Annotated in this window: 11 protein-coding genes; 8 read left to right on the top strand and 3 right to left on the bottom strand. The window is 67.2% G+C overall.

The features are described from left to right. Positions 1 to 107 precede the first annotated feature (107 nt). The 6 genes from DMC64_RS00055 to DMC64_RS00030 all read left to right on the top strand — a co-directional run bounded on the left by DMC64_RS00055 (position 108) and on the right by DMC64_RS00030 (position 6,500). Positions 108 to 827, top strand: a complete 720-nt coding sequence (locus DMC64_RS00055) for a hypothetical protein (protein ID WP_125731224.1) — start codon at positions 108 to 110, stop codon at positions 825 to 827. A gap of 396 nt (positions 828 to 1,223) precedes the next feature. After that, positions 1,224 to 3,047 carry a phosphoenolpyruvate carboxykinase (GTP) gene (locus DMC64_RS00050; RefSeq protein WP_125731222.1) on the top strand — a complete coding sequence of 608 codons (1,824 nt, stop codon included), beginning with the start codon at positions 1,224 to 1,226 and terminating at the stop codon, positions 3,045 to 3,047. 85 nt (positions 3,048 to 3,132) lie between these two features. Next, a complete protein-coding gene (locus DMC64_RS00045) occupies positions 3,133 to 4,005 on the top strand; it encodes an LLM class F420-dependent oxidoreductase (protein ID WP_125731220.1) in 873 nt (290 codons plus the stop codon). Then, entirely contained in the window at positions 4,002 to 4,607 is a 606-nt protein-coding gene (locus DMC64_RS00040) for an ABC transporter ATP-binding protein (protein ID WP_125731218.1), read from the top strand. Before DMC64_RS00045 ends, DMC64_RS00040 begins: the two co-directional genes overlap by 4 nt. Next, complete coding sequence (locus DMC64_RS00035) at positions 4,601 to 5,848, top strand: DUF6297 family protein (RefSeq protein ID WP_125731216.1); 1,248 nt, start codon at positions 4,601 to 4,603, stop codon at positions 5,846 to 5,848. The genes DMC64_RS00040 and DMC64_RS00035 overlap by 7 nt, the downstream gene beginning before the upstream one ends. 76 nt (positions 5,849 to 5,924) lie before the next feature. Then, positions 5,925 to 6,500, top strand: a complete 576-nt coding sequence (locus DMC64_RS00030) for an EndoU domain-containing protein (protein ID WP_037334282.1) — start codon at positions 5,925 to 5,927, stop codon at positions 6,498 to 6,500. 243 nt (positions 6,501 to 6,743) lie between these two features. On the opposite strand, the gene DMC64_RS00025 is transcribed toward DMC64_RS00030, so the two are convergent. Both DMC64_RS00025 and DMC64_RS00020 read right to left on the bottom strand, forming a co-directional pair. Further along, positions 6,744 to 7,019, bottom strand: coding sequence for a helix-turn-helix domain-containing protein (locus tag DMC64_RS00025; protein ID WP_125731214.1), 276 nt, complete (start codon positions 7,017 to 7,019; stop codon positions 6,744 to 6,746). A gap of 339 nt (positions 7,020 to 7,358) precedes the next feature. Then, complete coding sequence (locus tag DMC64_RS00020) at positions 7,359 to 8,975, bottom strand: alpha/beta hydrolase (protein ID WP_125731212.1); 1,617 nt, start codon at positions 8,973 to 8,975, stop codon at positions 7,359 to 7,361. 204 nt (positions 8,976 to 9,179) lie between these two features. Here DMC64_RS00020 and DMC64_RS00015 point away from each other — a divergent pair, with 204 nt between their 5' ends. Then, complete coding sequence (locus DMC64_RS00015) at positions 9,180 to 9,458, top strand: DUF3311 domain-containing protein (RefSeq protein ID WP_037334291.1); 279 nt, start codon at positions 9,180 to 9,182, stop codon at positions 9,456 to 9,458. Then, the gene (gene mctP, locus DMC64_RS00010) at positions 9,455 to 11,098 is read left to right on the top strand and encodes a monocarboxylate uptake permease MctP (RefSeq protein ID WP_073845870.1); all 1,644 of its coding nucleotides are present in this window, start codon (positions 9,455 to 9,457) and stop codon (positions 11,096 to 11,098) included. Before DMC64_RS00015 ends, mctP begins: the two co-directional genes overlap by 4 nt. On the opposite strand, the gene DMC64_RS00005 is transcribed toward mctP, so the two are convergent. Continuing rightward, a complete protein-coding gene (locus DMC64_RS00005; protein WP_125731210.1) occupies positions 11,095 to 11,721 on the bottom strand; it encodes a hypothetical protein in 627 nt (208 codons plus the stop codon). The genes mctP and DMC64_RS00005 overlap by 4 nt on opposite strands. Positions 11,722 to 11,907 lie beyond the last annotated feature (186 nt).

The raw sequence follows: 11,907 nt of genomic DNA, 5'->3' as shown, positions 1-11,907 counted from the left end.
ACCTCCGGACTGCCCGCGCGGGTGGTCCTGTTGTGGACCGGAACCGAACCGGCTTACGGTGAGTCTTAAGCTTCGACACACCAGCAGGTCAACGAGGGGGTTATCCCATGTGGGTCGACGAGAGCGGCGGCACGGACACCGAGTCGGGCTCCACCGAAGCGGTCACCGTCCACGTTGACGGCGAGGAGTACCAGGCCGAGCTCAACTACGACCTCGACAAGGACGGCGTGAACGACGCCGCCGTCATCCAGCACGAGGACGGCACCGGCCAGGCGTTCGTCGACAGCGACGGCGACGGCGAGGCCGACCAGTACGCGGTGCTCGACGAGAACGGCAAGGTCGTCCAGGAAGCCGTCTACGACGAGGCGTCCGGTTCCTGGGTCGAAGCGGGCGGCAGCGGTGGCGACGACGGTTCCGACGCGGGCACCAGCGGCACCATGCACGCCGACATGCCCAGCGGCGACGTCGAGGTCGGCCCGCCGACCGTCGACACCAACAACGACGGGACTCCGGACACCGCCATCGTCCACACCGAGGACGGCCGCACGATCGCCTTCACCGACAAGGACGGCGACGGCAGCGCCGACATCGCGGTGGAGACCGACGCCTCCGGCAACTCCAAGACCTACGAGCACACCGGCCCCGGCCAGTGGTCCGAGGTCGGCAGCGGCCTGGTCAACAACGACATCGACTCGGTCTTCACGAGCGCTCCGGCGGCCGAAGGCGACCCGGCGGGCGACGCGGCGTGGGGTGGCGAGGGCACCGAAACACTCGAAGGAGTGGCGAAGATCGATTCCGCCACCGGCCAGTGGATCAGCCCCAACTAAATCCTGAAATGGCCTGGACCAATACAAGAATGGTTTAGTCCATTTCACCAGGCCGATTAATGTAATCCTGGTCACAGAACAACCCGGCACGAGACCTCGTGCCGGGTTTTCTCATGTCCGATTCGGCCGGCGGCTGTGCCATTGATCACCGGAAGAATTTCTGCGTATGGCCCATTCCGGTGATACTGAATCGATTCCCTTATCGTTCTTGTGAGAGAACCGACAGGTCAGCTCTCGGTTACCTGCCGGTCATCCGGCTACTCTCGGGGAATCCCAAAACCTGCACACCGGTCTTCCCGCCGGTGTGCGAAGCCATTCGGTCGCCGGCATCGAAGCCCGCATCGGAACAGCGTCGTTCCCGGTGTGGGCTTCTGCCGTCGGAAGTCAGGAGTAGAGATGACCGCAGTCGCCATCCCTGGACTGGAAAATGCGCCGACGACGCACAGTGGCGTGCTGTCCTGGGTCCGGGAGGTCGCCGAACTGACCACTCCGGACCGTGTGGTGTGGGTCGACGGGTCCGACGAAGAGGCCGCCCGGATCAACGCCGAGCTGGTCTCCGCCGGCACGTTCGTGCAGCTCGACGCGAAGCCCAACTCGTTCTGGGCGGCTTCCGACCCGAATGACGTCGCCCGCGTCGAAGAGCGCACCTTCATCTGTTCGGAGAACGAATCCGACGCCGGTCCGACCAACAACTGGATGGACCCGGCCGAGATGAAGGCCACGATGACCGAGCTGTACCGCGGATGCATGCGCGGTCGCACGATGTACGTCATCCCCTTCTGCATGGGCCCCCTCGGAGCCGAGGACCCCAAGCTCGGCATCGAGATCACCGACTTCGCCTACGTCGTCGCCTCCATGCGCGTGATGACCCGCGCCGGCAAGGCCGCGCTGGACAAGTTCGTCACCGAGGACGGCACCGAGCGCGAGTTCGTCCCGGCCCTGCACTCCGTCGGCGCGCCGCTGGAGCCGGGTCAGGAGGACGTCTCCTGGCCGTGCAACACCACCAAGTACATCTCGCACTTCCCCGAGACCCGCGAGATCTGGAGCTACGGCTCCGGCTACGGCGGCAACTCGCTGCTGGGCAAGAAGTGCTACTCGCTGCGCATCGGCTCGGTCATCGCCCGCGACGAGGGCTGGCTGGCCGAGCACATGCTGATCCTCAAGCTGATCTCGCCCGAGGACAAGGTCCACTACGTCGCGGCGGCGTTCCCGAGCGCCTGCGGCAAGACCAACCTCGCCATGCTGCAGCCGACCATCCCCGGCTGGCGCGCCGAGACCCTCGGTGACGACATCGCGTGGATGCGGTTCGGCGAGGACGGCCGCCTGTACGCGGTGAACCCCGAGTTCGGCTTCTTCGGCGTCGCGCCGGGCACCGACTGGCACACCAACCCCAACGCGATGCGCACCATCGAAAAGGGCAACACGGTCTACACGAACGTCGCGCTCACCGACGACGGCGACGTCTGGTGGGAGGGCATGGGCGACAAGCCCGAGCACGCCACCTCATGGAAGAAGCAGGACTGGACGCCGGAGTCGGAAGAGAAGGCCGCGCACCCGAACTCGCGCTACTGCACCCCGATGTCGCAGTGCCCGATCCTCGCGCCGGAGTGGGACGACCCGAAGGGCGTGCCGATCTCGGCGATCCTGTTCGGCGGCCGCCGCAAGACCACGGTCCCGCTGGTGAACGAGGCCCGTGACTGGCAGCACGGCGTGTTCATGGGCGCCACCATGTCGTCGGAGACCACCGCGGCCGCCGCCGGCGCGGTCGGCAACGTGCGCCGCGACCCGATGGCCATGCTGCCGTTCCTCGGCTACCACGCCGGTGACTACTTCAAGCACTGGCTGGACCTCGGCAAGAACGCCGACGCGGACAAGCTGCCGAAGATCTTCTACGTCAACTGGTTCCGCCGTGGCGACGACGGCCGCTTCCTGTGGCCGGGCTTCGGCGAGAACTCGCGGATCCTGAAGTGGGTCATCGACCGCGTCGAGGGCAAGGGCAACGCGAACGAGACCCCGGTCGGCTTCGTGCCGAACGCCGAGGACCTCGACACCGAGGGCCTCAAGGAGCCGCTGGCCGACATCCAGGCCGCGCTGGACGTCTCCGCCGAAGAGTGGCGCCAGGAACTGCCGCTCATCGAGGAGTGGTTCGAGAAGATCGGCGACAAGGTCCCGTCGTCGCTGCGTGACGAGCTGGACGCGCTGAAGCAGCGCCTCGGCTGATCGCCCGAACGCCGGAGCAGGCCTCATCCTCGGAGTCATTCCCGAGGATGAGGCCTTCTTCTTTCCCGCTCGGTACCGTGGCCGCATGGTCAAATTCGGCGTCAACATGGTCGTCCCGGAAAGCCGTGCCGCGTGGGTCGAAAAGTGCCGCAAGGCCGAGGACCTCGGATTCGACGTGATCGGCGCGGCCGACCACCTCGGCATGGCACCGCCGTTCCCGGCCCTCGTGCTCGCCGCCGAGGTGACGAACCGCCCTCGGCTCAACACTTTCGTCATCAACACCGCCTTCTACAACCCGGTGCTGCTGGCCCGCGACGTGACCGGCACGGACCAGTTCACCGAAGGCAGGCTGGAGCTCGGCCTGGGGGCCGGTTACGTGAAGGCCGAATTCGAAGCGGCGGGAATGGAGTTCCCGCGCGCGGGCAAACGCGTTGACCATCTCGAAAACACCATCAAAGAGCTGAAACGGCTCTATGCCGACGAAAACCACAAACCGCCGACAGTGCAGAAACCGGGCCCTCCGCTGATGATCGCCGGCCGCGGCGACAGGCTCCTCACCCTCGCCGCCGAACACGCCGACATCATCGGCTTCACCGGCACGGCGGCCGTTCCCGACGGCGGTGCGCTCGCCGTCGACGACGCCGCCGGAATCGAGGAGCGGGTGAACTTCGTCCGCGGGAAACTGAACGGCCGCACGGTCGAATTCAACATCCTCTCGCATTTCGTCGCCGTGGTCGAAGACCGGCGAAAAGGGTTGGAGAGCCTGCGAGAGTTGCTCGACGGCAAGCTCACCGTCGAACAACTCGCCGAACTGCCGACGGCTTTGGTCGGCACCCACGAACAGATCACCGAACAGATCCTGGCGCATCGCGAACGCTTCGGCTTCACCTACTTCACCGTGCTGGAACACAACATGGACGCGCTCGCTCCGGTGATCGAATCCTTGCGCGGCGAATGATCGACGTACGCGGGCTCGGCGTCCAGGCCGGGGAGCACTGGTTGTTCGACGGCCTCGACTTCGAGGTCGAGGCCGGCGAATGCGCGGTCATCGTCGGCCCCAACGGAGTCGGGAAATCGACCCTGCTGCGGTGTTTGTACGGCACGCAAACTCCGCAGCGCGGCCGCGTCGTCGTCGCGGGCGGAAAGCCCGACGAACGCGATGTTTCCTTCCGTCGCAAGGTTTCCGTTCTGTTCGACGACTCCGATTTCTTCGCCGAACTGACCCCGCTCCAGCATCTCGAACTGCTGGAGGGTTCGTTCGGCGCCGATCTCGGCGATTACGGCGCGCTCCTCGCGGACGCGGGGCTCGCCGAGCGGGCGAAGGTCACCGCGGGCAAGTTCTCGGCCGGGCAACGCCGTCGGCTGTTGCTCCTCGGCGCGACGGCGCGGCCGCACGACGTCCTGCTGCTCGACGAGCCCGAACGGGCGCTCGATGTCGCGGGCAAGGAATGGCTGACGTCGTTGATCAAGCGTTCGACCGACGCCGGGGCGGCCGTCGTCGTGGCCACGCATCACCCTCCGCTGCTCGAAGCGGCCGACTCCACCCTCGAGTTGTGGTGACCACGAAAGCGCCCACGCACGTCCCAGGACGGCAGCGTTTCGGTGGGCTGCTCAACGGCGACTACCAGACCTTCCTGGCACTGTTCGGTTTCGGCGCGTTGTTCACCGCCTTCCAGAACCTGCCGAAGCTCCACGATTTCCTCTTTGGACAGTCCGTTGTGGACTTTCCGGCGGTCTTCGGGCTACTCGTCGTGCTCTGCGCGATGTTCTGGCGCGGCCTGCTGCGCCGCGGTTTCGTTTGGGCCGAACCGGCGGCGCTGACGTGGATGGACTTCGCCCGCGTCGACAGGCGCCGTGTCGTCGTCAAGCGGATGTGGACGCTGTGGTCCGGCCTGGTCCTGGTGGTCGGCTACACCGGGGCGCTGGTCACCGCGATCGGCGGCGGGTCGAAGGACGTGTGGATCGCGATGTCGGCGTTGACCGCTTCCGGCGCGATCCTGGCCGCCGTCACCGCGCGGCGGACGGCGATCCGCGGGGAAACGCTCGCGCCGGTCGTGCTCGCGCTCGCCGGTCTGGCGTTCGCGGCCGCGGGCCTCGGCCCGGTCGCCGTCGAGGTGCTGGCCGGCGCGCTGTTCGTGGTGGCGGTCGCGGTGGCCTTCGGTGGGGAGCCGATGTCCGGGGTCGGCCGCCAGGAACTCGTCGACGGCTGGAACGCGCGGCTGCTGCGGGCGATGGCCGCGGTCTTCATGGACCCCATGCTGCTGATCCCGGAGTCGAAACCGGTGCCGTGGCTGTCGCTGCGGCGTCCGACGACGCTGCGGCTCGCGTGGGCGGGGGTGCTCGGCCGGGCGCGCTACGTGGCGTCGAGCGTGGTGATCGCGTGCCTGGCCGGCGTCACGCACCTGGCCTTTCCGGCGATCCCCGCGGCGGCGCTGTTCGCGCTCGGCGCGTACGCGGCGCTCGTGCCGTTCGTCGGCGGGCTCGGCGAACTGTGGCGCAACCCCGGCCGCAGGCGGTGGCTCGGCGCGTCCGACTGGGAGTTGCGGCTGGTCAACGGGCTGGTGATCACCCTGCTGGGTGTCGCTTGGGGGATCCTGCTCGGCCTGGTGACTCTGCTCCTCGGCGTGATCCCCGCCTGGCCGGTGTGGCTCGCGATCCCGCTCGCGGTGTTCGCCGCGCTGCGGACGGCGACCCGGCCACCGATGAACTACGACGTCAGCGGCGGGGCGGCCGGGCTGCAGGCCCTGCGCGGCGTGGACGTCCTCGTCGTCGGTGGCGTCTTGCTCAGCGTGATCGCCTGAGGTCGCCCGTTCCCGCGTTCGGATCATTCGGATACTCCGAACGCGGGTTACCCTCGATGCGACGAAAGGAGCACGAGTGGGCGGCGGGCACGCACCGGGAAAGGGGCGGCGGGCGACCAGCGAGTTCCCCGCGGGCTGGACCGACGAGCAGATCATCGCGGTGATCAAGGACGTCGCGAACGATCCGAGCGAACCCCGCCTCAGACTCCACAACGGTCGTTGGCGCTGCGCCGGCGAACGGTACGGCGTGCACCTGATCGTGCTGGTCGAAGACAACGGCCACGTCAAGACGGGTTATCCGGTGGCGGGCCCCGGCGTGGTCCGCAATCCCGACACCGCCGCCGACCCGGCGAACCCGACCGTCGCCGACCTCGCCGCCGGCCGGATCAGCTTCTTCGGCGACAGCCTGCTCGACCAGATCGGCGACCGGATCGCGCCGGACCTCCTGGCCTTCTACCGCACGCTGCACTGGTCGGGCGAGTGGGAAGAACTGGCGGACGTCCTCGTCGCGCACGCGCTGAAGGAGAACCTGCACCTCGGCGTGGACGAGTACGCCACCCTGGAAAGCCTGCTGAACAGCTTCGACCTGCCGATCGACGGCTTCCTCTACCTGAACGACCGGGCGCACGCCCTGGCCGCCCTGCGCCCCTGATCTCGGCGTCCCCCGCGCACCCCACCCCCCACCCGTCCCTGGGGGGCGCGCCCTGCACCAGCGTATCGGCGGTGGGTGACGGGAACGGGGTGGAAGGTGATCGAGGGCGGTAGTTGTCCACAACGGCGGGGGCCTGTGGATAGTGGGACGAAGGGGGCCTTGACCGCATGCGATGCGGCGAAAGCGTCCTTCGCCCGCTTCTCGGGTACGCCCACCGCTCACGAAGCGGTGCTGAAGCCCTCGTCAGCTCGCTTCGGCGACATCTTCGGCGTCGCCCTCGGCGGCCGAACGCAGTGCGTCCAGCGGCAGCGCGACGGCGTCCGCGATCGCCATCACGGTGAAGAAGGCGGGCGTCGGGATCCGCCCGGTCTCGATCTTCCGGAGCGTCTCCACCGAGATCCCGGCCTCGGCCGCGACCTCGACCATGCTCCGCGACGACGCCGCGCGCGCGTCCCGGAGCGCCAGCCCCAGCCGCTCGCCGCGTTCGCGTTCCTCGTCCGTCAACGGCACTCGCACCATGAGCCCAATACTAATACCGGTCGGATTGGTCGTGAGTGGCGATCCGGGTCGCACCGTCCTTACCGCTCACGAGGTGCGGCACCGGCGATGTCACGTGTTTGGGCGGACGACACGCGTGACTGGATGGACGAGACGCCACGAACCGTCCGCTGGATCACGCGTGTCGTCCATCCAAACACGCGTGTCGTCCGACTGATCCCGCGAAAGCGCCACGCCACTTACGACCGGCCCGCCGAGTTACCCCCAGCCTGTGGACAACTCTGTGCACAGGTCGTGGACAACCCCAAGAAAAGGGCCCCGTCGAGCCGAAACTCGACGGGGCCACAATCCCTAGTGGCTTCAGGCGCCCGCGGGCACCGGAAGTGGGAGTCCGGGGAGGCTCTGGTCGTTCGGCACCTTGCCGTCGACGAGGTACTCCTCCACGACCTTGTCCACACCCACGTTGCCGCCGGCGTAGATACCGTGGTCACCCTCACCGGTCACGGTGATCATCCGCGAGTTGGCGAACGCGCGGTGCGCACGGGTCGCGCCCTCGATCGGGGTCGCGGGGTCGTGCACCGACTGGACGATCAGCACCGGCGGGACGCCGCGGCCGTCGAGCTTCGGCAGGTCGACCGGCTTGTTCTTCCAGAAGATGCACGGCTGGATCAGCCAGCCGGCGCCGAGCAGCGGCAGATCGCGGTCGATCAGCTTCTGCGACTGGCGGATGACGCTCTGCCGGGTGCCGGTCCACTTGCCCTCGTTGCAGGGGATGGACCAGAAGCTGGCGTTGTAGGAGTCGCCGTCGCTCGGGACGAACAGCGGCTGCGGGCCGATGACGCCGTCACCGTCGACGGTCTCGGCCTTGACCTTCTGCGCGGCCGATGCCTTCTGCTGCTGCGACGAGGTGCCCTCGGTCAGCGTCTTCAGGTTGACCAGGTAGTCGGCCAGCGCCGGGAAGTTGCGCTTCGAGTAGAGGTACGAAGCGATGGTCGAGTCGAGGGCGTTGGCCGAAACCGGGACGCCGTCCACCTCGACCGGGTTCTGGGTCAGCGCGAAGCGGACCTTCTCGTAGGTCTGGCGAGCGGCCTCACCGTTCTTGCCGAAGCCGTAGACCTTGTCGTACTTGCCCATCCACGGCAGGAAGTCCTGACGCCAGCGGCGCTCGAAGCCGAGCGGCTGCCCGTCGAACGAGTTCTGCCAGGTGGTGGTGAACTCGGTCGAGGAGTCGAGCAGGAAGCGGCCGGTCCGGGTCGGGAACTGCTGCGCGTAGTGCGCGCCCATCCAGGTGCCCGCCGAGTAGCCGACCCAGTTGATCTTGTCGCGGCCCAGGAGGACACGCAGCAGGTCGATGTCGCGGATGGTCTGGGCGGTGTTGATGAGCGGGCCCAGCTCGCCGGACTTCACCTGGCACGAGTCCGCCGCGTACTTGGTGGCGTCCAGGATCAGGTTGAGGTTCGCCCGGCTGCGGTCGCGCGGGTCCAGGTCGGAGCCGGTGCCGATCGCGTTGCCGCAGGTGATGTTGGTGCTCTTGCCGGTGCCGCGCGGGTCGAGACCGATGATCTCCTGGTTCGCGCGCAGCTTCGTCTGGTTACGCAGACGGGCCGGGAAGTTACGGCCCGGAGCGCCGGGGCCACCCGGGTTGGTGATGACACTGGCCGTCGCGTTGCCGCTGGTGGCGGCGAGGCGGCTGACGGCGATCGTCAGGTCGATGGCCTCGTTCGGCTTGTACCAGTTACGCGGCGAGCGGTAGGTCGCACACTCGATGTTCTCGGCCCCCGGAGGCGGCGCGGACGGCAGCTCACTGGCGGTGCACTTGTGCCAGTCCAGCTTCTGGTCCGCGTACTTCGCCGGAATGTTGGTGGAGTTCAGCGGCTGCTGCCCGGCAGCCTCCGGCCCTGCGAACGCAGGCGTGAACCCGGCCAGCATGGTGCCGGCGACAGCCGGGATCACCACCGCATAGCGGAGTTTCTTCATCCGATGCCCCTTTGATGTTGCGTGCGAAGTTCCTGTTCGCGACTTGCGGCTATTGATATCCGCCGGGGACTCCGACGGCAACCGCCCTTCGTCGTATGAGGCGTCGCTGATCAAATCGATATCCGGCACGCGTGACCCGGGCGGGTGAGAGGTTCTAGGGTCATCGGGTCGATCCGGGGGTACGGGAACGTTAGGTGAGGTCCGATGGCGTCAGGTAAGGCAGACGGGAAGGTGAGGGGCTTTCAGTTCAGCCCCTGGAACCTCCTGTTGATCATCCCGTTGCTGGTGCTGATCACGTCCTTGTTCAATTCGGACGGTCCCCGGCTGTTCGGGATGCCGTTCTTCTACTGGTTCCAATTCGTGTTCGTGGCGGTCGGTGTCCTCTGCACATGGATCGTCTACGTGATGACGAAGGACAAGCCGACCAGTGAGCGTCCCGACCGGCTGTCCGTGGACGAGCTCGACGAGGGGGACGTCAAGTGACCAACATCCAGTGGCCTGAGCTGATCATCTTCACGATCCTCTTCGCGGTCGTCACCGTCCTCGGCTTCGTCGCGTCTCGCTGGAAGGCGGGCAACACCCTCGATCACCTGGACGAGTGGGGTCTCGGCGGCCGCAAGTTCGGCTCGTGGATCACCTGGTTCCTGCTCGGCGGTGACCTCTACACGGCTTACACGTTCGTGGCCGTTCCCGCGCTGATGTTCAGCGCCGGCGCGATGGGCCTGTTCGCGCTGCCGTACACGATCATCGTCTACCCGATCGTGTTGATGCCGGCGCTGCGCATGTGGTCGGTCTCGCGCGTCCGCGGCTACGTCACCCCAGCCGACTTCGTCCGCGGCCGGTTCGGTTCGCCGACGCTGGCGCTGCTGATCGCCATCACCGGCATCATCGCGACGATGCCGTACATCGCGCTGCAGCTCGTCGGGCTCGAGGCGGTCCTGCGGACCATGGGCATCAACGGCTCCGGCATCGTCGGACACCTGCCGCTGCTGGTCGCCTTCATCATCCTGGCGGTCTACACCTACCAGTCGGGCCTTCGCGCGCCCGCGCTGATCGCGTTCGTCAAGGACATCCTGATCTACCTCGTGATCCTCGTGGCGATCATCTACCTGCCCTCGAAACTCGGCGGCTGGTCGGCGATCTTCGACGCGGCCGACGCGAAGTTCGACAAGACGCCCTCTCCGGCGGACGGCATCCTGCTCAACGCCAACAACCAGTTGCAGTACGCCACGCTGGCGCTCGGTTCGGCGCTCGCGCTGTTCCTGTACCCGCACTCGCTCACCAGCGTGCTCGCCTCGCGCGGCCGCAGCGTGATCAAGCGGAACATGGTCGCGCTGCCGGCGTACTCGCTGGTCCTGGGCCTGCTGGCGCTGCTCGGCTACGTCGCGATCAGTGCCTCGGTCAAGCCGATCACGAACAACGCCACCGGCAAACCCGACACGAACACCGTCGTCCCGGTGCTGTTCGATACGCAGTTCTCGTCGTGGTTCGCCGGGATCGCGTTCGCCGCGATCGGCATCGGCGCGCTGGTGCCCGCGGCGATCATGTCGATCGCGGCGGCCAACCTGTGGACCCGCAACATCTACAAGGAGTACATCAAGAAGAACGCGACGCCGGGCCAGGAGGCGAAGCAGGCCAAGCTCGCTTCGCTGATCGTGAAGTTCGGCGCGGTGGCGTTCATCCTGTTCATCGACCCGCAGTTCTCGATCGACCTGCAGCTCATCGGCGGGGTGCTGATCCTGCAGACGTTGCCCGCGGTGGCGATCTCGCTCTACACGCGGTGGTTCCACCGCTGGGGCCTGATCGCCGGCTGGGTGGTCGGCATCGGGTGGGGCCTGATCATGCTCTACAACATCCCGAACCCGGCGACCGGCAAGGCGCACTTCGGTGGCTCGGCGCTGAAGCTCGGGGACCTGTCGATTTTCGGCTGGCACCCGCTCAGCGGCTCGCAGCTGCAGATCTACGTCGGGTTCGTGGCGCTGATCGCGAACCTGCTGGTCGCCGTGATCTTCACGGTGATCGCGCGGCAGCTGAAGGTCTTCAACGGCACGGACGACACCGAGGCCGAGGACTACCACGCCGACGAACACGACAAGGATCTCCGCGAAATCGGCGTCCACTAGTCACCGCTGATCGAAGGGGCCGCGTCCTGCCGGGACGCGGCCCTTTTCGTGGCCGCGGTCGCCGCCAGGTAGAGGGTGAGGCCGTTCAGCAGGTGCCAGAGGAAGTGCGTCCCGGCGGGAAAGCTGCCGCAGACCGTGTGGTCGGCCGTGCGGAACGACAGGGACACCCCGAATACGGCCGCGGCGAGGGCGAACCTGCGGCGATGTTCACCCCTGAGGATGATCGCGAAGATCACGAGCCCGAGCAGTGCCGAGAGGTACAGCCCGCCGCCCAGTGACGCGACGACGGCGGTGAAGGCGAGGAACACGGGGATGCCGAGCCACGAGAGCCCGCGGCGGACGCCGAAGAACAGATGTGGGAACACGGCGGCGTAGTACAGGACGAACACCAGGATGAAGCCGGTGTCGGCGGCCGCGGACCAGCGGGTGGCGAGCAGGTGGAAGGCCGTGCTGCCGAGGAATACCAGTCCGATGAGGACGGCGAAGACGCGACCCTTCGGCTGCCGCCAGAGCGCGATCGCCGCGATCAGGAACGCGAGATTACTGAGGCTGTTGAGCGGCTCGCCCCAAAGGCCGGGAGCGAGGCGTTCGCAGTAGCCGTCGACGTACGCCGTCCAGTTCACTCCCCCAGGTAACCGTGCTCGCGTGAACCGGAGGTGTCTTCCGCGCTGGACGCCTGCACGTCGCGAAAGCCACAGTGATGATGATGTGTGTGGATGGAGTTCTGGCGGGGTCTGGCTCGGAAAGCCACTGACGCCCTGGTTGGGTTGTCTTGCGAAAGATCTGCCGGCTTGTGCTGGGTCTCTGTT

Source organism: Amycolatopsis sp. WAC 04197 (assembly GCF_003947475.1).
GTDB lineage: Bacteria > Actinomycetota > Actinomycetes > Mycobacteriales > Pseudonocardiaceae > Amycolatopsis > Amycolatopsis japonica.
The sequence above is the reverse complement of the archived record's forward strand: the minus strand, read 5'-3'. Positions and strand labels throughout refer to the sequence as shown.

Coding starts and splice junctions, on each gene's coding strand:
- DMC64_RS00055 (WP_125731224.1), top strand. CDS start 108: ATGTGGGTCGACGAGAGCGGCGGCACGGACACCGAGTCGGGCTCCACC.
- DMC64_RS00050 (WP_125731222.1), top strand. CDS start 1,224: ATGACCGCAGTCGCCATCCCTGGACTGGAAAATGCGCCGACGACGCAC.
- DMC64_RS00045 (WP_125731220.1), top strand. CDS start 3,133: ATGGTCAAATTCGGCGTCAACATGGTCGTCCCGGAAAGCCGTGCCGCG.
- DMC64_RS00040 (WP_125731218.1), top strand. CDS start 4,002: ATGATCGACGTACGCGGGCTCGGCGTCCAGGCCGGGGAGCACTGGTTG.
- DMC64_RS00025 (WP_125731214.1), bottom strand. CDS start 7,019: ATGGTGCGAGTGCCGTTGACGGACGAGGAACGCGAACGCGGCGAGCGG.
- DMC64_RS00020 (WP_125731212.1), bottom strand. CDS start 8,975: ATGAAGAAACTCCGCTATGCGGTGGTGATCCCGGCTGTCGCCGGCACC.
- DMC64_RS00015 (WP_037334291.1), top strand. CDS start 9,180: ATGGCGTCAGGTAAGGCAGACGGGAAGGTGAGGGGCTTTCAGTTCAGC.